Source organism: Bradyrhizobium sp. 23AC (assembly GCF_054863025.1).
Genome location: NZ_JAVAYN010000001.1, coordinates 47,078 through 67,506, shown reverse-complemented (window position 1 = coordinate 67,506; position 20,429 = coordinate 47,078). Strand labels below are relative to the sequence as shown.

At 64.6% G+C, this 20,429-nt stretch carries 16 protein-coding genes and 1 tRNA gene; 7 read left to right on the top strand and 10 right to left on the bottom strand.

What is annotated here, in order from left to right; translation table 11 throughout:
* Positions 1-116: 116 nt before the first annotated feature.
* Positions 117-968, bottom strand: coding sequence for an MBL fold metallo-hydrolase (locus RAD10_RS00335; RefSeq protein ID WP_461615873.1), 852 nt, complete (start codon positions 966-968; stop codon positions 117-119).
* Positions 969-1,095: 127 nt separating this feature from the next.
* Here RAD10_RS00335 and RAD10_RS00330 point away from each other — a divergent pair, with 127 nt between their 5' ends.
* Positions 1,096-1,572, top strand: coding sequence for a DUF3775 domain-containing protein (locus tag RAD10_RS00330; RefSeq protein ID WP_461615872.1), 477 nt, complete (start codon positions 1,096-1,098; stop codon positions 1,570-1,572).
* A gap of 144 nt (positions 1,573-1,716) precedes the next feature.
* Here RAD10_RS00330 and RAD10_RS00325 read toward each other — a convergent pair whose 3' ends face one another.
* Both RAD10_RS00325 and RAD10_RS00320 read right to left on the bottom strand, forming a co-directional pair.
* On the bottom strand, positions 1,717-2,499 hold the full coding sequence (locus tag RAD10_RS00325; RefSeq protein WP_028140631.1) for an SDR family oxidoreductase: 783 nt from the start codon (positions 2,497-2,499) through the stop codon (positions 1,717-1,719).
* 202 nt (positions 2,500-2,701) lie between these two features.
* On the bottom strand, positions 2,702-3,214 hold the full coding sequence (locus RAD10_RS00320; RefSeq protein ID WP_461615871.1) for a CvpA family protein: 513 nt from the start codon (positions 3,212-3,214) through the stop codon (positions 2,702-2,704).
* Between the two features lie 110 nt (positions 3,215-3,324).
* Between RAD10_RS00320 and RAD10_RS00315 the strand changes: the two genes are divergently transcribed.
* Positions 3,325-4,086, top strand: a complete 762-nt coding sequence (locus tag RAD10_RS00315) for an SDR family oxidoreductase (protein WP_461615870.1) — start codon at positions 3,325-3,327, stop codon at positions 4,084-4,086.
* Between the two features lie 194 nt (positions 4,087-4,280).
* Here RAD10_RS00315 and RAD10_RS00310 read toward each other — a convergent pair whose 3' ends face one another.
* The gene (locus RAD10_RS00310; protein WP_461615869.1) at positions 4,281-5,879 is read right to left on the bottom strand and encodes a GMC family oxidoreductase; all 1,599 of its coding nucleotides are present in this window, start codon (positions 5,877-5,879) and stop codon (positions 4,281-4,283) included.
* A 122-nt stretch (positions 5,880-6,001) separates the two neighbouring features.
* Positions 6,002-7,378: a coniferyl aldehyde dehydrogenase gene (locus RAD10_RS00305; protein ID WP_461616557.1), complete on the bottom strand. Its 1,377-nt coding sequence runs from the start codon at positions 7,376-7,378 to the stop codon at positions 6,002-6,004.
* Positions 7,379-7,748: 370 nt separating this feature from the next.
* Between RAD10_RS00305 and RAD10_RS00300 the strand changes: the two genes are divergently transcribed.
* Together RAD10_RS00300 and RAD10_RS00295 are read left to right on the top strand one after the other, a co-directional pair.
* Positions 7,749-7,825: transfer RNA gene (locus RAD10_RS00300), tRNA-Met, on the top strand.
* A 261-nt stretch (positions 7,826-8,086) separates the two neighbouring features.
* The gene (locus RAD10_RS00295) at positions 8,087-8,986 is read left to right on the top strand and encodes an alpha/beta fold hydrolase (RefSeq protein WP_461615868.1); all 900 of its coding nucleotides are present in this window, start codon (positions 8,087-8,089) and stop codon (positions 8,984-8,986) included.
* On the opposite strand, the gene RAD10_RS00290 is transcribed toward RAD10_RS00295, so the two are convergent.
* Together RAD10_RS00290 and RAD10_RS00285 are read right to left on the bottom strand one after the other, a co-directional pair.
* Complete coding sequence (locus RAD10_RS00290) at positions 8,983-9,132, bottom strand: hypothetical protein (RefSeq protein ID WP_461615867.1); 150 nt, start codon at positions 9,130-9,132, stop codon at positions 8,983-8,985. The two genes, RAD10_RS00295 and RAD10_RS00290, sit on opposite strands and share 4 nt — an antisense overlap.
* A gap of 199 nt (positions 9,133-9,331) precedes the next feature.
* A complete protein-coding gene (locus RAD10_RS00285) occupies positions 9,332-9,823 on the bottom strand; it encodes a hypothetical protein (RefSeq protein WP_461615866.1) in 492 nt (163 codons plus the stop codon).
* 293 nt (positions 9,824-10,116) lie between these two features.
* Here RAD10_RS00285 and RAD10_RS00280 point away from each other — a divergent pair, with 293 nt between their 5' ends.
* From RAD10_RS00280 to RAD10_RS00270, 3 genes are all read left to right on the top strand, one after another.
* Positions 10,117-13,170 carry an ATP-binding protein gene (locus RAD10_RS00280; RefSeq protein WP_461616556.1) on the top strand — a complete coding sequence of 1,018 codons (3,054 nt, stop codon included), beginning with the start codon at positions 10,117-10,119 and terminating at the stop codon, positions 13,168-13,170.
* Positions 13,171-13,489: 319 nt separating this feature from the next.
* A complete protein-coding gene (locus RAD10_RS00275; RefSeq protein ID WP_461615865.1) occupies positions 13,490-14,704 on the top strand; it encodes an OpgC domain-containing protein in 1,215 nt (404 codons plus the stop codon).
* A gap of 29 nt (positions 14,705-14,733) precedes the next feature.
* The gene (locus tag RAD10_RS00270) at positions 14,734-15,222 is read left to right on the top strand and encodes a DUF2059 domain-containing protein (protein WP_461615864.1); all 489 of its coding nucleotides are present in this window, start codon (positions 14,734-14,736) and stop codon (positions 15,220-15,222) included.
* 9 nt (positions 15,223-15,231) lie between these two features.
* On the opposite strand, the gene RAD10_RS00265 is transcribed toward RAD10_RS00270, so the two are convergent.
* Genes RAD10_RS00265 through RAD10_RS00255 form a run of 3 tightly spaced genes read right to left on the bottom strand, consistent with a single transcriptional unit; the run spans position 15,232 to position 20,182 of the window.
* Positions 15,232-16,344 (bottom strand): ABC transporter permease, encoded by a 1,113-nt coding sequence (locus tag RAD10_RS00265; RefSeq protein ID WP_461615863.1) that lies wholly within the window; start codon positions 16,342-16,344, stop codon positions 15,232-15,234.
* 2 nt (positions 16,345-16,346) lie between these two features.
* Positions 16,347-19,118, bottom strand: a complete 2,772-nt coding sequence (rbbA, locus tag RAD10_RS00260; protein WP_461615862.1) for a ribosome-associated ATPase/putative transporter RbbA — start codon at positions 19,116-19,118, stop codon at positions 16,347-16,349.
* Positions 19,115-20,182, bottom strand: a complete 1,068-nt coding sequence (locus RAD10_RS00255; protein WP_461615861.1) for an HlyD family secretion protein — start codon at positions 20,180-20,182, stop codon at positions 19,115-19,117. The genes rbbA and RAD10_RS00255 overlap by 4 nt, the downstream gene beginning before the upstream one ends.
* Positions 20,183-20,429 lie beyond the last annotated feature (247 nt).

The window sequence follows — 20,429 nt, the reverse complement described above, 5'->3', positions numbered from 1 at the left end:
GGCGCATTGCAGCCCTTCCTTGTAGGGTGGGCAAAGGCGCGGAGCGCCGTGCCCACCAATTCATTTTGGTCGCCCGGGATGGTGGGCACGCTTCGCTTTTGCCCACCCTACGAAGCCTACGATTGCAGCGCCACAAACCTGAATGCCTCTCCATCCCGCCTGATATGCCCGGCCGAGAAATGGCCGCCGATCACCAGCGTCGGCGTGTCGGCAAAGCGGCCGAACAATTCGCGCCGTGTCTTTGCAGATTGGCTCTGGTCGGAATCCGCGGTCGAGGACCAGTCGAGATGCGCCATCTGGCAGGGGTGATGGGCGACGTCACCCGTGAGCAGGCCCTGTTCGCCGTCCGATCGGATGAGAATGCTCATATGGCCGGGACTGTGGCCGGGGGTCGGGATCATGCTGATCTCCTCGCAGAGCCGGTGATCGCTCGGGATCAGATCGGCCCGGCCGGCATCGACGATCGGCTTCACGGAATCCTCGAACACGGCTCGCTTGTCCGGCTCGGTCGAATGCTCCAGCCAGTGCTCGTATTCGGTCTTGCCGAAGACGTAGCGCGCCTTGGCAAATGTCGGCATCCATCGGCCGTCGACCAGCCGCGTATTCCAGCCGACATGATCGACATGAAGATGCGTGCACAGCACCGTGTCGATGCTGTCGGGCGCAAAGCCTGCTGCCATCATCGTCGCCAGGAACGGCGTGGTGCGGTTGTTCCAGGTCGGAACATTGCGGCCCTGCTTGTCGTTGCCGAGGCCGGTGTCGACCACGATGCGGCGCGAAGGCGTCTCCACCACCAGCGAATGGATCGACATTTTCAGCCGGCCCTCTTCGGTAGCGAAATGCGGGATCAGCCAGGGAAGCTTCTGGATCTCTGCGTTGCTCGCGAGCGGCAGGATGAAGCGGGTCGAGCCGACCGTCTCCAGCTCCACAATCTTGGTGATTTTGACCTGGCCGACCTTCCACTGCATCCGCCGCTTTCCCATGTTTTTGCCTTGATGCCGAAAGATGCGCCGTTTCCGCCATCAAGCGCAATGGATCATCTGACGCGGTGCGGCGTTATCGCGGGAACCCCAGGAAAAAGCCGAAGAGGAAGCCATGCCAGAGCTTGCGATTTCCGCGGAGAAGGTCGCCTTCATCATCGAGAAGGCGCGTGAATTCGACGTCAAAGAGGGGGATTCCGATCCGGATTCCGGCTCGAACCCGACCGATGACGACGCGGTCGACGTCCTCGAAGATGACGGCTCCGATCCTGTTGTCCAAGAGCTCGGCAGCTTCATGATCGCCTTGAACGAGGACGAGCAGCTTGATCTCGTCACGCTGACATGGCTCGGTCGCGGCGACGGCACCATCGATGACTGGGACGATTTGCGCGCCCGTGCGGTGGAGGCGCGCACCGAATATCGCAGCCCGCGCCGCGAAACGGTGCACTATCTGCTCGGCGAGCCGATGCTGGGCGATCTGCTCGCAGGCGGGCTCGACGAATTCGGCATCGACTGGACAGACGAGCGCACGACGGCCGACTCGTCCGACCCGAGCGAACGGGACGAAGACGAACCGACGAAACGGCGGTGATGATCGGGCTCTGACGCCTCCACATCGTCATGGCCGGGCTTGACCCGGCCATCCACGTCTTACTTTGCTGAACAAAGAATGTGGATGCCCGGGACAAGCCCGGGCATGACGATCTTTCGTGGAATGCGCCGTTGCGGATGCGATTTACAACGTCCCCGGGAACGCGCCGCCATCCAGCAGAATGTTCTGCCCGGTGATGAAGCCGGCCTTGGCGCCGCACAGGAAGGCGCAGGCATAGCCGAACTCGTCGGGCTGGCCGAAGCGGCCGGCGGGATTGAGCTTGGCGCGCTCGGTCAGGATCTGCTCGGCCGAGACGCCGCGCTTGTCGGCCTCGGCCTTTGCGGTGCCGGTCAGGCGATCCGTCTCGAACGGGCCGGGCAACAGGCCGTTGATGGTGACGTTGTTGATCACGGTCTTGCGCGACAGGCCGGCGATGAAGCCGGTGAGACCGGCGCGCGCGCCGTTGGAGAGGCCGAGGATGTCGATCGGCGCCTTCACCGCGGCCGAGGTGATGTTGACGATGCGGCCGAACTTGCGCGCCATCATGCCGTCCACGGTCGCCTTGATCAGCTCGATCGGCGTCAGCATGTTGGCGTCGATCGCCTTGATCCAGTCGTCGCGGGTCCAGTTGCGGAAATCGCCGGGCGGCGGGCCGCCGGCGTTGTTGATCAGGATGTCGGGCTCGGGGCAGGCCTTCAGCACGGCTTCGCGCCCGGCCGGCGTCGTGATGTCGCCGACGATCTCAGTGACCTTCACATCAGGATAGGCTTTCCGGATCTCGTCCGCCGTCTTCTTCAAAGCTTCCGCGCCGCGCGCGGTCAGCGTGACGTCGACGCCGGCCTCCGCCAGCGAGATGGCGCAGGCACGACCGAGGCCCTTGCTGGATGCGCAGACGATGGCGCGGCGACCTTTGATCCCAAGATCCACTGTTTCACTCCCGTAAATGTCAGGCAGGTTTTGGATGCCGCTATTCTAGCCAACATCGGTGCCGCTGATAAGGCATGGGCTCGCATCAAAATGCATGGCGCGTCCGCGCGGCGATGCAAATGCGCAGGCATGATCCTGAAAAGTGCGTAGCGGTTTTCCGAAAAGATCATGCCCAACAACAAAGGCGCGATCTTATCGCGCTTCAGATCCGCCGCTCCTGCTTGAGGCGGTCGATCGCGGAGGTCGCTTCCGGGGGCAGCGATTTGAAGCCCATCTGACCCGCCGTCGAGAACAGCGGCCGCAGATGCGAGCCGGCGAGAAAAGGCGGCTGTTTGTTGGCCGGCACGATCTGGTCGAACACCAGCACCAGCGTGGTGGCGACGAGACCGACCCTGACGGCGCCGAGCGCGGCGCCGCCGAGCCGGTCGCCGATGCCGGCGTTGCGGATCGTGTCGTTCAGCGCCAGGCGGCCGATATAGCCTAACAGCATGCCGACCACCACGAAGATGCCGAACAGCCAGATCCAGTTCTGCAGCAATGGCCCATTCGGGTTGCCGGCGATCTGCGGCACGATCAGCGGCATCAGCGCGACTGCGATCGGCGCGGCGAGCAGATAAGCGAGGATGGTCATGGCGCTGCGGAGCAGGCCGGTCCTGAAGCCGAAGCCGACCGCGATAGCGAGCGCGGCGTAGACGGCGAGATCGAAATTGTTCATCAGCAAAACCCAGCCTCGATGGAACGAATGAACGCCGGACCGATCATTCCGGTTTCAGATCGCTAAAATCGTCTGTATTGATGGCTCCAAGAGCGCAAGGGTTATCGCCAATGTCAGACCTATTTGACGTCAGTAAAGAAACCATCCTCGTCACGGGCGCGAGCCAGGGGCTGGGGCGGCAATTTGCCCGGGTGCTCGCCGCCCACGGGGCAGCCGTCGCGCTCGCGGCGCGTCAGGCCGACAAGCTGAAGAGCCTGGAGGAGGAGATCCGCGGCAAGGGCGGCCGCGCCGCCGCGGTCGCGCTCGACGTCACCGACACGGCCTCGATCGCGCGGGCCGTCGACGCGGCAGAGGCCGCGCTCGGTCCCGTCACGGTGCTGATCAACAACGCCGGCATCGCCATCGAGAAACTCGCCACCGAGCAGACCGAAGCGGATTGGGACGCGGTGATTGGCGCGAATCTGAAGGGCGCCTATTTCCTCGCGACGGAACTCGCGCGGCGCATGATCGCGCGCCAGCAGTCAGGCAACATCGTCAACATCGCCTCCGTGCTCGGCACCGGCGTGTTGAAGGCGGTGTCGCCCTACGCGATCTCCAAGGCCGGCATCATCCAGGCCACCAAGGCAATGGCACTGGAGCTCGCCGGCCAGAACATCCGCATCAACGCGCTCGCGCCCGGCTATATCGACACCGAGATGAACCACGCCTTCTGGTCGACGCCGGCCGGCGAACGCCTGGCCAAACGCATCCCGCAGCGCCGTGTCGGCGCCGAGTCCGATCTCGACGGTGCGATTCTGCTGCTGGCGTCACAGGCGTCGCGGTACATGACGGGGAGTGTGATCACGGTCGACGGTGGTTTCCTGCTCAATTGAGCCCGGCTGTCGTCCCGGACAAGCGCGCCTCAAGCGCGAGCAGATCCGGGACCCATAGCCACAGGGAGAAATTTGGCGAGGACTCGGAGTTATCATCTCGCGCCACAACTCCTCCCTGTGGTTATGGGTCCCCGCGCCCGTGCGCAATTGCGCACTAGGCGGGGACGACACCGAGAATGACGCGGCAGCATCGCCTAACTCGCCCGCATCTCCGCCCTGATCATATCCGCCGCCTTCTCCCCGATCATGATGGTCGGCGCGTTGGTGTTGCCGCCGATCAGCGTCGGCATGATCGAGGCGTCGACGACGCGCAAGGCCTCGACGCCGTGCACCTTCAGTGCCGGATCGACCACGGCCATCGCATCCGTCCCCATCTTGCAGGTGCCAACGGGGTGATAGACGGTGTCCACGCGACTACGCAAAATGTTGCGGATGTCGTCGTCGGTTCGCACGTCGGACGTGAACATGTCCTTCTTCTGCAGCGCGCGCAGCGCCGGCGTCTCCATCAGCCGCCGCGTGGTCTTGAAGCCCGCGACCATCCTCTCGAGATCCTCCTCTTCGCCCAAAAAGTTCGGATCGATCAAGGGCGCTGCGAGCGGATCGGCGCTCTTCAGGGACACGCTGCCGCGGCTCTTCGGCCGTAGCAGGCAGACGTGACATGAGAAGCCCGCCTCCTTGTGCTTCTTGCGGCCGTGGTCGTCGAGCATCGCGATGACGAAGTGGAGCTGGATGTCAGGCACGTCGAGATCAGGCCGGGTTTTCAAAAAGCCGCCGCACTCGGCGAAATTGGTGGTCATCAGGCCGCGTCGTTCGCTGCGATAGCGCTGGATGGCACGGAGCAGGGACGGCAACCGTCCGAGCGAGGCATGAACCAAGTGCGGATAGTCGGAGGCGTAGACGAACACGAAATCCGGGTGGTCCTGCAGATTGCGCCCGACGCCGGGCAGATGGTGCACGACGCCAATGCCGTGCTTGCCAAGCGCATCTCCATCGCCGATGCCCGACAACATCAGCATCTGCGGTGACTGGAAGGCGCCGCCAGCAAGGATCACCTCGCGGCGCGCGCGCAGCTGCCTGGTCTGCTTGCCCTGCACATATTCGATGCCGACGGCGCGCCCGCCCTCGAACAGGATTTTCGTGGCGTGTGCGCCCGTCTCGACGCGCAGATGGGCTCGCTTGCCGATGTGGGGATGCACATAGGCGCGTGCCGCGCTCCAGCGTTCGCCATTGTGCTGCGTCACCTGATAGCTGCCGAGCCCTTCGTGATCCTCACCATTGAAGTCCTCGCGAATGCGGAACTGCGCCTCGCGTGCGGCCTGATGGAAGACATCATGGATCGGATTGTCCGCGCGCAGCCGGTTGACATGCAGCGGGCCGCCCTTGCCGTGATACTCGCCGTCGAAATCCGAGTTGTTCTCCGAGCGCTTGAAATAGGGCAGCACGTCCGCATACGACCAGCCGGCATTGCCGAGCGAAGCCCAGTGGTCGTAGTCCCATTTGTGGCCGCGGATGTAGACCATGGCGTTGATCGCCGAGGAGCCGCCAAGACCCTTGCCGCGCGGCTGATAGCCGATGCGGCCGTTCAATCCCTTTTGCGGCACGGTATCGAAAGCCCAGTTGGCCGTTTTGTAAGGCAGAGCAAGCCCAAACGGTGTGGTGATGCGCCAATTGTCGTTCGTCCCGCCCGCATCGAGCAACGCGACGGATGTCGCCGCATCCTCCGACAGCCGCCCCGCAACCGTGCAGCCGCCGGAGCCGGCGCCTACGACGACGAAATCGAATGTGTCGATCACTTGTTTCCCCCACGAAAATTCTTTGTTGTTTTCGTCATTGCGAGCGTAGCGAAGCAATCCAGGATGTCTCCGCGGAGGGATTCTGGATTGCTTCGCTGCGCCCGCAATGACGCGCTGCCCCCCTACGACATGAACCGCATCAACTTCTCCAGCCGCGCGATCTTGCCGCCATAGGGCGGATAGAGATCGGCGAGGCGGTTGAACTTGGAGCGATAGAACACCGGCTTCAGCTTGCTGAACGTGCGAAAGCCCCATTCGCCGTGATAGGCGCCGGTGCCGGATGCGCCGACGCCGCCCATCGGCTGGTTGATTTGCGTGAAGTGAAACAGGCAGTCGTTGATTGTGACGCCGCCGGAGACGGTGCGCGCCAGCACCTCGTCGCGCGCGGTGCCGTCCTTGCCGAACCAGTACAGCGCCAGCGGCCGGTCGCGATGGTTGATGAAGGCGATGGCATCAGTGGGATCGCGATAGCTGAGAACGGGGAGCACCGGCCCAAAAATCTCCTCCTGCATCGCCGCCATCGCTTCGGTCGCACCGACGATCAGCGTCGGCGGGAATTTGCGATGCGCCTTCCAGTTCGGATCGTCCGCCTTCGCCGGCTGCAGGATTTTTGCGCCGCGCTGCGCCGCGTCCGCGACCAGGCCTTCGAGCCGCGCATAATGCCGGTCCGAGATGATCGAGGTGTAGTCCTTGTTTGAGGGATCGGTGCCGAACATCCGCCGCATCTGGGCGCGCACCTTCTCGGCGAAGGCCTGCAACGAGCGCTCCGGCACCAGCACATAGTCCGGCGCGATGCAGGTCTGCCCGGCATTGAGCAGCTTGCCGTAGGCGATGCGCTCGGCCGCTTCATCGAGGTCGGCCGAGGCGTCGATGATCGCAGGCGACTTGCCGCCGAGCTCGAGGGTAACAGGCGTCAGGTTACGCCCAGCAGCCTCCGCGACCAGCCGCCCGACGCGGGTCGAGCCGGTGAACACGAGGTGATCGAACGGCAGGCGCGCAAACGCCTCTGCGATCTCGCCCTCGATGCCGGTGACGAGTAGCTCGGTCGCATCGAATCGCGCGGCGACCGTCTCCTTCAGAAGGCCTGCGAAGTGCGGTGTGAGCTCGCTCGGCTTGATCAGGACGCGGTTGCCGGCAGCGAGCGCGCCGATCGCGGGCGCGAGCGTGAGCTGGAGCGGATAATTCCAGGGCGCGATGATGCCGACGACGCCGAGCGGCTGCGGCATCAGCCGGTTGCGCGCGGGCAGGAATTGCAGCGCGGTCGCGACGCGCTGCGGGGCCATCCAGCTCTTGAGGTGCTTGGTGGCGTGCCGGATCTCGGAGAACAGCAGCATCGTCTCGGCGATGGTGGTCTCGACCGCCGAGCGGTGGCCGAAATCGGCCGAGATCGCCTGCCGGAAGCGCTCCTCGTTGTCGGCGACCACGGCGCGCAACCGCGCCAGCCGGTCGAGCCGCTCGGCAAGGCCGGCCGGCGGCTCGTCCCGCGACCGCGCGACCATGGCGTGGAAGGCCTCCTCCAGCGCTCCGACCGGGGCGCTCGTCAGGGATTTGTCCACGGGCGTTCCTCCCTCAAGCGCGCGTTTCAGCCTTAATCTTGTTGCCGCAAGCTGGCCCTTTGTGGAACTTCTGGCAAGAGCACAGGGAACGCAGCCGAAATCGGTCGCTTCCCCTGTCATAAAGTCGAAAAAAACGTTCCCGCGGCCCTTTCCAAAGGCAGCTCGGGTTGGTACATACGCCCCGCACCCGACGGGCTTTGCCCGGGGTTGCCTTCCAAGGAAGCCTTTGGGACGGACGAGAAAAGCCACGCGAACAGCGCCGGCCTCAACCGACCGTCCCCGGGATCCAACTGAAGGCAAAGCAAGTGTTTAACGCGGGGTGGAGCAGCCCGGTAGCTCGTCAGGCTCATAACCTGAAGGTCATAGGTTCAAATCCTATCCCCGCAACCAAATTCGGATTTCACCGGATCCGAGACGAAAATGGCCCGCTTGAAGCGGGCCATTTTTGTTTGAGGGCGATCGCGCGGAGCTGCGATTCGTTGGTGCTGGTTCGGACAGGACATGACGGGCCGCCGCTCCTTGGGCGTGCATGCCGCGCGCAACAGCACTGCATGATTGAAGGAACACGGTCTCGATCCGCGCGTCATCTTTGTCGCCGGGCTCATCCGGCACTTGCTTTCCGGCTGTCTGTCATTCGGAAGGACTGGTCCCATGAAGTTCGAGGATTTCGAGGCCGCCGATGTTCAGGCGGAGGAAGCACGGATTTTCATCCGTCGGGCCGGTTCGGGACCGCCCATTCTCCTGTTGCACGGATTTCCCCAGACGCATCTGATGTGGCGAGACGTTGCGCCATTGCTCGCGCAAGACTTCACCGTCGTTTGCGCCGATCTTCGCGGATATGGTCGCAGCGCTTGTCCGCCCTCCAGCCGGGACCACGCGCCATATTCGAAACGGGCGATGGCAAAGGACATGGCGTCCATCATGACGGAGCTTGGCTTCGATCGCTTCTCGGTTGCGGGCCATGATCGCGGTGGCCGTGTCGCTTACCGGCTCGCACTCGACCACGGCGAACGCGTGGAGCGGCTCGCCGTCCTCGACGTCGTTCCGATCGCCGATGCCTGGGAGCGCGCCGACAAGAAACTGGCGGTCGGCTATTGGCCCTGGTCGTTGCTCGCGCAGCCTGAACCTCTCCCTGAGCGGCTAGTGTCCGCAGCTCCCGATGCCGTCATCGACAATGCGCTCCATGGCTGGGGGTCGCGAGCAGACAGTTTCAGTCAGGCCGTCCGGACATCCTATGTCGAGGCGTTGCGCGATGAGGCGCATGTTCACGCGATCTGCGAGGAATATCGCGCGGCGGCGACGATCGATCATGAGCACGATCTGGCGGATCGCAATTCCGGCCGCCGGATTGATTGCCCTGTCCTGATCCTCTGGAGCGGCCGCGGCCCCTTGAATTCCTGGTATGCGAGCGAGGGCGGCCCCTTGGGGCTATGGCGGACCTGGGCCGATGACGTGCAAGGAAAGCCACTCGATGGCGGGCACTTCTTTCCGGAGGATATTCCGCAGCAGACGGCCCATGAGCTGAATCGGTTCTTCGGGAGCGATAGCTAGTCGCGCGTCCGCAACCTGCGAAGATGGCTCGCTCGCGTCCGGCGCGATGCTCCCACGACCTCTGTGGTGTCGGCGTCCGACCGCCCCTCCGGCCAGAACTGGCCGACCTCGATGGTGCCTTCGACCTCCAAGAGTCCAACGGTCATCGGCCGCTCCTCTCAAACCGGCGCGTCGCTCCCTTGAGGCGGCGACCCGCGCGCGCGAGCGAAGGGCAGCGGATCATCTTGCTGCGACGGGCCCACGACGGGAGGCGGGACGGGCGCGACGCGCGCGCGGCCCTGGCAAACAAAACGCCCGCGCACCTCAAGTGCGCGGGCGACGATCGAAGCCGATCGCGTCTGCAGCTCACTCCCTGTACGGACAGACCATCGTCAGATTCAGCAACGTCGGCTTGTCCGAGCCCTTCTTGTATTCCCACTCCAACCTGATCTCGTGCCGATGGGCATAGGCGTCGCTCGGCGCGTGGGTGATGATGTTGGTCTTCATCGGGATCGGCGGCTCGGAGTTGAAGCACTTCCGCACGCAGGCATCGAGCAGATCGCATCGCGTCAGAGGAATGACGCCGGGCTCGTCCCTGGACAGGGGGATCGTGTTAGGCTGGGTGCTGAGGTCGACGCGGGCCCGGCCCTTCTCCTTGTGCCAGTACTTGGCGCTGCCTTGCGGCCATCTCGACGGCGGGTTCAAGATCAGGTGGTACTGGCCGTATTCCAAAGTCGGTAGATGGATGTCGTCCGAGGCCTTGAGCTTGGCCACGCTCTTCTTCATGTTCGCCAGCGGATAGTAATTGCTGTTCATCAGGTCTTTAAATGGCTTACCAGTATAGACTATCATGCCCATGTATTTTGCCCCTCCATGAGTGCTTGGCTTCCCTGGGAAATATGCAGCTCTGCGAAGCTTGACGGCGAGGACAGGAGCCTGGCGGCTCGTCGTTCGCAGCCTCTTTTTCGCGCAGCTTCTGGCAAGCTACCACCTGGGACTGTGAATCGTCCAGATCACCAACCGGTTCGGGGACGCCATGCCCAAGATGAATTGCATGCCCCGTTGCTAAGCAGGTTTGCTTAAGCGATCTTATCGCCATCGTTTGCAGAGGCCGACCGAGGATGCCGCTGCAAAGTCTTGAGAGCACGGGAATGCTTTGCACGGCGTGTCAGTCGACGATCGGCCAAGGCGACAGCCGATGCCCCAATTGCGGTGCGAGCGTGCGCCGCTCCGATCCCGACAGCGAACGGCGGTTTGTCACAATTCTCCGGGCCGATGTGGTCGATTCCACCGGGCTCGTTGCCGAACTGGACCCGGAGGAGGCGGTCTCGCGGCTGGAGCCGGCGTTGGCGGCGATGAGAGGGGCGGTCAGGCAGTTCGGCGGCATCGTCAGCAAGGAGCTGGGCGACGGGCTCGCCGCGGTGTTCGGTGCCCCGATCGCGGACGACAACCATGCGCCGATGGCCTGCCACGCGGCGATCGAGCTCGTCCGCCGTGTCGCAAGCCTGGGTGACCCCGGACTGCAGGTGCGGGTCGGCCTCCACTCCGGTCATGTCGTTGCCTACATGGTGGCCAGCGAGTTCTCCAAGGTCTACGAGATCGGCGGCGCTGCCCAGCATCTGGCCGCGCGGCTGGAGGCGGCGGCAGAGGCGAACCAGATCTACGTCTCCGAAGCCTGCCAGGAGCTCGCCGAGGGGCATGTCCGGTTCGAAGCGCTGGGCGGCAAGTCCCTGCGCGGATTCAGCCAGCCCGTGCCGGTCTACCGGATCGTAGGCGCGAGCGATCTGTCGAGCTGGCGGGTTCGTCGGGCTCGCAGCGTCTCTCGCTTCGTCGATCGCACCACTGAGCGGGCTCTGCTGGAGCGCACCGCCGAAAGCGCCAGGACGAGCCGGCAGACGGTCCTGCTGCTGGGCGATGCGGGGATCGGAAAATCGCGGCTTGCGCATGAGTTTGCCCAGGGGCTGAAGGCCGGCGGCTGGAAATTGATCGACGCCGAGTCCAGCCCGAACCTCCAGGGCGCGCCTTTCAGCACCCTCAAGCGGATTTTGCTGTCGGCAATGGATGGGGCAGCGAAGGACCCTGACGGTCCGAGGGATCCGCGGAAAGACTTGTCGGCGATCCAGCAAGCCGCGCTCGACGCGGTTCTCGATCTGCCGATATCGAATCCGCTCTGGGACGAGCTGGAGCCTCACGCACGGGGACGAACGATCTCCGAGGCATGCTGTGCGATCGTCGCAGGCCTGGCCAATCGCCAGCGGACGGTGGTTCTGCTCGAGGATCTGCACTGGATCGACCGGGCCAGCGATGTCGTCGTTGCCGCCATCGCATCGCTGCAGGCGGCCGGTCTTCTCGTGCTCTTCACTTCTCGGCCAAATGGCATGCCGGTCTGGATTGCGCGCTGTCACGCAGAGATCGTCGCAATGCGGCCCCTCGACGACGATTCAGGGTTGGCCATGCTGGCAGATATGCTTGGCTCTTCCGAGACGAATGCCGATTTGAAGAGCCGGATCATTTCTCATACCGCCAACGTCCCCCTGTTCATCGAGGAGGTCTGTCGCGGATTGAAGGATAGCGGCACGCTGCGTGGCCAATGGGGCGACCTCGCACTCGCGCGTCCGATTGACGAACTCGGCATTCCTACCAGTATCCAGGGCGTGATTGCAGCGCGTCTCGATCGGGTATCGAAGCAAGAACGATCCGTTCTGCAGATCGCCGCCAGTTTGGGGACGAGATCGAACGAAGCCATGCTGGGGAAGATCGCAGCGCTGTCGGGCGATGTTCTCCAGAGATGCCTCGCGGGGCTTGATCGCGCCGAATTGCTCGTCAGGATCGATAGCGAATTGGAAAATTCGCTGGAGTTCCGGCATGAGATGGTCCGGCAAGTCACCTACGACGCGATGGTCGAAAAGGTGCGCGACGACATCCACGCGCGCATTCTTTCGGCTCTGGAGGGCAGCGAAGGCGGTGCCGACGATCCTGATAAGCTCTGCTATCATGCCACGCGGGCGAAGGATTGGGAGAAGTCGTTCAGCTACGGCAGAGCTTCGGCGAGAAGATGTTTGGCGCGTTCGGCATTTACCGATGCTGCTGACTATTTCGAGATCGCCATGAGATGTCTGGACATGACGCCGGAAAATCCTTCCAGGGAGGCGAATGCCGTGGATATTCGTATCGAGGCGCGTTCGGCATTCATTGCGTCTGGCCAGATTGCCGAATGGCTCAACCTCGGCAAGGAGGCCGAGCGTCGTGCCGATGCGATCAGCGACATCGGACGCAAAGTAGCCGCGATGACGGTCATGGCGGCCGCGCAGAACTTCTACGGGACGCCAATCGAAGCGGTCACGATCGGCGAGGAGGTCGTGCGCCTTGCGCAGGAGTGGGGCAATCCGGGCTGGCTCAATGCTGCGCAATACGGTCTCGGCCAGGTGTATTTCCTTGCCGGGCGCTACCGGGAAGCTGATCGGTTCTTCGCACGGACCTGCGCTCAATTGACGGGACCGGAGGCCAGTGCTCCTTCCGGCTCGACCCCGAAATCCGCATTGTTGCTCTGCTGTATGATGAACACCATCAACAGCACCGTCATGGGCGAGCTCGACACCGCCGAGCAGTTCCAGCAACAGGCCGCCGCGATCGCGGAGGAGACCGGCCGTCCCTACGATCGCGTCGCCGCCGCCTATAGCGGCGGCTGGCTGATGCTCGGCCGGGGCAACCCTGAGGCGGCCGCCGCCATTCTCGAAGACGGGTTTGTGCTGGCGCAGAAGCACGGCATCCGCCTGTTCGTGCCGGTGCTCGCCTGCCACCTCGGCATGGCCTATCTGGAGCAGGGGCTGTTCGATCGGGCGCGCGGCATGCTGACCGAGGCGCGCGAGGAGGCCAAGGCGGTCGGCTATACCTCGGCGGTGCTGCGCAGCTCGATCTACCTTGCGCTCGCGACCTGTCGCCTCGGCGATGTCAGGGCGGCGCAGAACATGCTGCGAGAGGCCCGCAACACCGCCCGCCAGCAGGGGTTTTCGGGCCTCGAGGCCGAGGCCCTGTTCGGTGAAGCCGTTGTGACGCCCGCCTCCAGTACGGAGAGCAGGGTGGCCATCCTTACCGCGCTGCGCGCGGCCATCGCGATCGCCTCCGAAAGCGGCGCGCGGCCGCTCCAGCGCAAGGCCGAAACGATGCTGACCGAGGTGCTCGCCCAGGGCAGCGAGCTCATCTGACGCCGCGTCCCGCCGGGTCTGCACCTTGTCGCCGCGGGATCGAACCGTCGGCCCAAAATGCCAAATGAATCTCATAGGTAGCACAAGGGGTTAGCTACTGTGCATGGGGTTGTTTTCGACATAATTGGTCGGGCGCCGCCTCCGGACGGCTGCGAGAGGCAGCCCCGCTCACCGCAGTGACAAAGCCCCTTGCACCGACGCCAAGGTGGGCTACCGTCGGTGACTAGCCGCAGGGCCAGGTGACTTTTGATCTCGATTTTTTAGCATCGCATTTTGCCGGCGCCGCGATGGCGCGACGCCTACCGGATGAGGCGGGGCCATGATCACACGGGACCAGTCAGCTTTGTTGGCGCCGGTCGAGCGCGACCTCAGGCTCGATCTCTTCCGCGGCATCGGCCTGTGGATGATCTTCCTCGATCACATCCCGCACGACGTCGTGGCCTGGCTGACGCTGCGCAATTACGGCTTCAGCGACGCCGCCGAGTTCTTCGTCTTCATCTCCGGCTATCTGGTCGGCTGGATCTACGGGCCGATCGTCGCCGGCGGCTGGTTTCTCGCCGCGGCGAAGCGGCTGTGGCGGCGTGCGGCCGAGTTGTATGTCGCGCACATCATGCTGTTCCTGCTGTTCACCGCGCAGATCGCCCGCACCGCGCGTCGCTTCGACAATCCGATGTACCAGCACGAGTTCAACGTGTTCAACTTCCTGGCGCATCCGGACGAACTGATCGGGCAGGCGATCGTGCTGAAATACAAGCCGGTCAATCTCGACGTGCTGCCGCTCTACATCACGCTGGTGGTGGCTTCGCCCTTCATCGTCTGGTGCCTGGTGCGCCGGCCGAACCTGACGCTCGCCGCCTCGGTCGTGCTCTACGTGCTGGCGCGCTGGTTCAACTGGAACATCGCTTCCTACCCGCCCGGCACGACCTGGTACTTCAATCCGTTCTGCTGGCAGTTGATGTTCGTGTTCGCGGCCTGGTGCGGCGTCGGCCAGATCGACAAGGTCGCCAGATGGGTGTGGTCGAGGGCGGCGATGGGTCTGGCCGCGGCCTGGCTGGTGTTCGCGCTGCTGATCGTGATGACCTGGCACGTCCACGCGCTCGAGGCGCTGATCCCGAAATGGATGATCAAGGCGATCTACCCGATCGACAAGACCGACCTCGACATGCTGCGCTTCACGCATTTCCTGGCATTGGCAATCTGGGTCACCCACTTCCTCTCGCGCAAATGGCGGGCGCTGCATGGGGTCTGGCTGCGCCCCGTGATCCTCTGCGGCCAGCATTCGCTGCCGATCTTCTGTCTCGGTGTGTTCCTGTCGTTCTCGGCGCACTGGATCCTGACGCAATACACCAAGGGCGTCTGGGAGCAGTTCGCCGTCTCCATCGTCGGCATCGTCATCATGGTCGGCGCGGCCTGGCTGCTCAACCGCGCCGAGCGCGTGCCGAACCTGTTCGTGAAGGTGACGGAGGTCGAGGAGCCGGAGATGGTCGAGAGCGCGCAGGCCGCGACCGCCGGCGCGGCTCCCGCGAGCCGCTGAAGCATCGTCCGCATTTCCTGGAGAGCCCAATGTCCAAACGTTTGTTGACGATCGCCGGCGCTCTCCTGTTTCTCGTTTGCGGTGCAGCGGCGCAGGCGCCGTCGCCGGAGGCGATGAGCGCGGCGCGCAAGCTCGTCGTCACCTTGAAGATCGCCGATCAGTACCGCGCATTGCTGCCGCAGCTCCTGCTCAAGCTCCGGCCCGTGGTCGCGCAGGACAGGCCGGAGATCGAGCGCGACTACGATGCGGTGACGGCACCCGGCTCCGAGATCTATGCTCCGTTCGTTGCGTCCATGGTCGAGCAGATCGCGGCGTTCTATGCCCAAAGCTTCACGGTGGACGAGCTGCGCCAGATCGAGGCGTTCTATGCCCAGCCGGCCGGCAAGAAGTTTTTGGAGAAGTCGGATGCGCTGGCGCAGGCGAGTGCGCAGATCGGCCAGGACGTCAGCCAGAAGGCCGCCGACGAACTGAAGCAACGCCTGATCGAGGCGCTGCGCCAGAAGGGGCATAAGCTCTAAAGCTACGGCCTAAGCCAGAAACGCACGGAAGCGCCGCAGCGCGATCACGAAGAAGACGCCGCCGATGACGGCGAGCGCGACCAGCTGCGGCCACACCGCCTCAAGGCCCGCGCCGCGGAACAGGATCGCCTGGGCGAGCATCACGAAATGCGTGTTGGGTGCCGCCAGCATGATGTCCTGGACGAATTGCGGCATGCTCTCGCGCGGCGTCATGCTGCCCGACAGGGTCTGCAGCGGCAGCAGGATCATGATCAGCAGCAGTCCGAACTGCGGCATCGATCCGGCGACGGTGGCAAGAAAGATGCCCATGCTGGTGGTGGCGAACAGCTGCAGCGCGGCGCCGACGAGGAACAGCGCCAGCGAGCCGTCGATCGTGACCTGCAGCCATCCCTTGACGACGAAGGCGATCGACAGCGCGGAGGCGATCAGCACCACGGCGCCCATCGACCAGACCTTGCTCACCATGATCTCCAATGGCGTGACCGGCATCACCAGCAGGTGCTCGATCGTGCCGTGCTCGCGCTCGCGGATCAGCGCCGCGCCGGTCAGGATGATCGAGAGCATCGTGATCGAGGTGATCACGTGGTCGATGGCGCCGAACCAGGATTTCTTCAGCTCCGGATTGAACCGCGCCCGCAGTGCCAGCTCGATCGGCACGGTCTGGGCATTGCGCGTATGCGCCAGGAACTCCGCGACCTCCGCGCTGACGATTTGCTCGATATAGCCGCCGCCGTTGAACGCCTGCGAGATGCGCGTCGCATCGACGTTGAGCTGGATCGTGGGCGATTTGCGCGCCAGCAGGTCGCGCTGGAAGTCGGGCGGGATGTCCAGCGCGAAGGTATCGAGGCCGGCGTCCATCCTCCGGTCCATCTCGTATTGCGAGATCAGGCGCGGCGCGGAGAAATAGGGCGCCGTGAACGCCATCTCGATGCGGGTCGAGATCGGCGAATGGTCTTCGTCGATGACCGCGATCGCGGCGCGGTTCAACGTTTCCGGCAGCGCCTTCGCGCCGGCATAGACCGCCAGCGTGAAGGAATAGACGATGAGCACGAGCAGCATGGGGTCACGCACCAGGCCGCGCAATTCCTTGATGCCGAGCTGAAATACATTGTCGAAGCGCATGGTCAGCGGGCCTGTTTCTTCAGCAGCATCGCGCCGGCAATCACCACGACGGGGACCATGATCGCGAGCGCCAGCAGATCGTCGTTGAGGGTGTCGAACGCCAGCCCCTTGGAGAAGGTGCCGCGCGAGATCGTGACGAAATAGGTGGTGGGATAGAGCCGCCCAATCAGCGCGCCGGCCCCCTGCAGCGACGACACCGGGTCGATCAGCCCGGAATACTGGATGGCCGGGATCAGCGTGACCAGCACCGTGCCGAACAGGGCCGCGATCTGGCTGTTCATGAAGGCCGAGATCACCAGCCCCATGCCGGTCGTCGCCGTGACGTAGAGCAGCGCGGCGAGCGCGTAGGTCGGAAAGCTCCCGGTGAAGGGGACGCGAAAGACCACGAGGGCAAAGCCGACGAGGAGGAGGAAGTTTCCGAACGCCAGCACGACATAGGGCAGCTGCGTGCCGAGCAGGAATTCAAGCCGCGTCACCGGCGTCACGTAGAAATTGACGATCGAGCCGAGCTCCTTCTCGCGCACGACGGCGAGCGCGGCGAGCACGGCCGGAATCATGATCAGCAGCAGCGGAATGATGCCCGGCGCCATGGCGACGACGCTGATGACATCGGGATTGTAGCGGTAGCGCAGCTGGAGCTGGTAGGCGCCGGCAATCGCCGCCTCGCCATAGAGCTCGCGGCCCTTTTGCGCGAGCCAGGTGGCGTGGATTGCCTGGGCGTAGGAGCGCAGCGTCTCGGCACGCGTCGGATTGGCGCCGTCGACCCAGGCGCCGACCTCGACATGGCGGCCGCGGCTGACGTCGCGGCCGAAGCCCGGCGGAAGCTCGATGGCGAGGCCGATCTCGCCGGCGCGCATGCGGCGGTCGAGATCGGCGTAATCGGTGATGGGGGATTTTTCGGTAAAGTAACGCGAGCCCGCGATCTGGAGGCTGTAGTCGCGGCTGATCGCGCTGTCGTCGCGGTCGAGCACGGCGAAGGTCAGGTTCTCGACGTCCATGCTGATGCCGTAGCCGAGCACGAACAGCAGCAGCACGCTGCCGAGGATCGCGAGCGTGGCACGGATCGGATCGCGCCGCAGCTCGAGCGCCTCGCGCCGGGAATAGGCGAGCATGCGGGTCGGATTGAACGTCGCGCCGCGCCTGCGCGGCGGCTCCGCTGTCGCGGCCGGTAGGGGCGATGCGATCCCAGGCTGGCCGGCCGGCTCCGCCGTATCCGCGATCGCCTGCTCCAGGCAGGCGATGAAGGCCTGCTCCAGCGTCGCGGTGCCGCGCGCGGCCACGATCGCGGCGGGGGTGTCCGACGTCAGCACCTTGCCCGCATGCATCAGCGAGACCCGGTCGCAGCGCTCGGCCTCGTTCATGAAATGGGTCGAGACGAAGATGGTGACGTTGTCCTTGCGGGAGAGCTCGGCGAGGATCTGCCAGAAGCGGTCGCGGGCGACCGGGTCCACGCCGGAGGTCGGCTCGTCGAGGATGAGGATGTCGGGCGCATGGATCATGGCCACCGCCAGCGACAATCGCTGCCGCAGCCCGAGCGGCAGCGCATCGGGCAGCGAATTGGCGACGTCGGCGAGGTCGAACCGGCCGATCATCTCGTCGATGCGCGCGGCGACGGTGTCCGCCGGCAGCTCGAACAGCCGCGCATGCAGGTCGAGATTTTGCGCGACCGTGAGCTCCGAGTAGAGCGAGAAGCCCTGCGACATGTAGCCGATGCGCCGCCGCACCGACATGTCGCCGGCATCGATGGTCTTGCCGAACAGCCGCGCGGTGCCTTCGCTTACGGGCAGGAGGCCGGTGAGCATCTTCATAGTCGTGGTCTTGCCGCACCCGTTCGAGCCGAGAAAGCCGAAGATCTCGCCCTTCCTGATGCGGAAGCTGACGTCGTCGACGGCGACGAAGCCGTTGAACCGTCGGGTCAGGTGGTCGGCCTCGATCGCTATCTCGTCCTGGTCCTCGGCGCGCGGCGGGATGACGACATTGGTGTAGTTGCTGCGATCCGCCTCAGGCAAAAGACGAATGAAGGCGTCATCGAGCGTATCCGCTCCGGTCTGCCGCTTCAGCTCGGCAGGCGTTCCGGTCGCCAGCACGCGGCCGGCATTCATCGCAATCAGGAAGTCGAACTGCGCGGCCTCTTCCATGTAGGCGGTCGATACGATCACGCTCATGCCGGGCCGGCCGTCGCGGATCGAGGTGATCAATTCCCAGAACTGGCGGCGCGACAGCGGATCGACGCCGGTGGTCGGCTCGTCCAGGATCAAGAGCTCGGGATCGTGGATCAGGGCGCAGCACAGGCCGACCTTCTGCTTCATGCCGCCGGAGAGTTTTGCCGCCGGCCGGTCGGCGAAAGGCGTGAGCCCGGTGTCGCGCAGCAGGCCGGCGATCCGCCGGTGCCTTTCGGCCTTGTCGTGTCCGAACAGGCGGCCGAAGAAGTCGATGTTCTCGAACACCGACAGTGTCGGATACAGATTCTTGCCGAGGCCCTGCGGCATGTAGGCGATGTCGGGGCACACGTTGCGGCGATGGCGCGAACTCGCCATATCGCCGCCGAGGACGTTGATGCGCCCCTGCTGGATCGCGCGGGCCCCGGCGATCAGCGAGAGCAGGCTCGATTTGCCGACGCCGTCGGGGCCGATCAGTCCGACCATGCAGCCGGACGGCAGGTCGAGCGTGATGGCATCGAGCGCCCGGGCCTTGCCATAGCTCAGGCCCACGCCTTCCAGATGCACCACGCTGCCGGCGGCAGCCGATGCATCGGCTGTGACAGTCGCGCTCATCGGGTCAGCTTGATCTTGAGATTGTCAGGCCATTGCGCGGCCGGATCGAGCTGCACATACGCCATGCCGGGCAGGCCGGTCTTCACATGCTCGATGTGCTGGCGCAGCAGCTCCGGCGCGATATGCGCCTTGATGCGGAACATCAGCTTCTGACGCTCCTCCTCGGTCTCGACGGTCTTGGGCGTGAATTGCGCGACGTCGGCGACGAAGGTGGCCTTGGCGGGGATCACATATTGTGGGATGGCGTCGAGCACGAGGCGGACCTCGGCGCCCATCGCGACGCGCCCGGCATCGGCCGTCGGCAGGAAGAACGTCATGTAGACGTCGCCGAGATCGACCATGTTGAGGACGCGGCCGCCGGCGGCGAGCACCTCGCCGGGCTGCGACACGCGATACTGTACGCGGCCGTCGCGCGGCGCCTTCAGCACGCTGTCGTTGAGGTCGGCATTGATGCTTTCGATCGCGGCCTTCGCGGCGTCGACCGAAGCGCCGGCGTCGATCACCATGGCGCGGGAGGAGCTGATCGCGGCCTCGGATGCGGCGACCTGAGCGTGGGACGCGGCGAGCGCCGCCTTGGCCGTGGCGTTGGCGGAGCGGTCGTCGTCCAGCACCTGCTGCGATACCGCACTGGTTCTGATCAATTGTTCGGAACGATCGAGCTTGCGGCTCGTGGTGTCGAGCTGGGCGATGCGCTGGTCGACCACGGCTTCGGCAGCCCTGCGCTCAGCCTCGCGCTGGTTCACCAGGCTCTTGGCGGTCTCGACGTTGATCGATGCGCGCTGCAGCTGCGCCTCGGCCTGGCGGCGCTGGGCCTGCAATTGCTCGGTGTCCATGCGCGCCAGAATCTGGCCCGCGCGCACGAAGTCGCCTTCGTTGACCAGGATCTCGCGAATCCGGCCCGGCGTCTTGGTCGCGATGTCGATCTCGACCGCCTCGATGCGGCCGTTGCCGCGGGCGAAGCCTGCCGGCAGCGTGTTGGTATCGCGATGCTGCCAATAGTAATAGCCGCCGCCAGCAACGAGGACGGCGATCGCGGCGATGACGCGACCCGAAGTGAAGTTCATTTGATCAAAACGCCGTGAGGCGGCGCCCACTGTTGAGACACGAACGCCCGGCCGCTGATGGCGCGGAAAGGCGGGCTCAACACTGCAGCGAAATTTTGCACCGCAACTTGATGCAGATCAGACGGCGGCGCGTAGCGTTCTTGCCTCCATTTTGGGCTGCGCGCCATCGCCGCCGCTCGTCCGCCCAGATTGGTCAAGCGGACGAGCGAGGCTTGCTGAACGGATTACTATCGGCGCGATCCAGCAC

Bases quoted from the DNA above. Each gene is read 5' to 3' on its own strand.
- RAD10_RS00335 (WP_461615873.1), bottom strand. From the start codon at position 968: ATGCAGTGGAAGGTCGGCCAGGTCAAAATCACCAAGATTGTGGAGCTG.
- RAD10_RS00330 (WP_461615872.1), top strand. From the start codon at position 1,096: ATGCCAGAGCTTGCGATTTCCGCGGAGAAGGTCGCCTTCATCATCGAG.
- RAD10_RS00320 (WP_461615871.1), bottom strand. From the start codon at position 3,214: ATGAACAATTTCGATCTCGCCGTCTACGCCGCGCTCGCTATCGCGGTC.
- RAD10_RS00315 (WP_461615870.1), top strand. From the start codon at position 3,325: ATGTCAGACCTATTTGACGTCAGTAAAGAAACCATCCTCGTCACGGGC.
- RAD10_RS00305 (WP_461616557.1), bottom strand. From the start codon at position 7,378: ATGGTCGCGCGGTCGCGGGACGAGCCGCCGGCCGGCCTTGCCGAGCGG.
- RAD10_RS00295 (WP_461615868.1), top strand. From the start codon at position 8,087: ATGAAGTTCGAGGATTTCGAGGCCGCCGATGTTCAGGCGGAGGAAGCA.
- RAD10_RS00290 (WP_461615867.1), bottom strand. From the start codon at position 9,132: ATGACCGTTGGACTCTTGGAGGTCGAAGGCACCATCGAGGTCGGCCAG.
- RAD10_RS00285 (WP_461615866.1), bottom strand. From the start codon at position 9,823: ATGGGCATGATAGTCTATACTGGTAAGCCATTTAAAGACCTGATGAAC.
- RAD10_RS00280 (WP_461616556.1), top strand. From the start codon at position 10,117: ATGCTTTGCACGGCGTGTCAGTCGACGATCGGCCAAGGCGACAGCCGA.
- RAD10_RS00275 (WP_461615865.1), top strand. From the start codon at position 13,490: ATGATCACACGGGACCAGTCAGCTTTGTTGGCGCCGGTCGAGCGCGAC.
- RAD10_RS00270 (WP_461615864.1), top strand. From the start codon at position 14,734: ATGTCCAAACGTTTGTTGACGATCGCCGGCGCTCTCCTGTTTCTCGTT.
- RAD10_RS00265 (WP_461615863.1), bottom strand. From the start codon at position 16,344: ATGCGCTTCGACAATGTATTTCAGCTCGGCATCAAGGAATTGCGCGGC.
- rbbA (WP_461615862.1), bottom strand. From the start codon at position 19,118: ATGAGCGCGACTGTCACAGCCGATGCATCGGCTGCCGCCGGCAGCGTG.
- RAD10_RS00255 (WP_461615861.1), bottom strand. From the start codon at position 20,182: ATGAACTTCACTTCGGGTCGCGTCATCGCCGCGATCGCCGTCCTCGTT.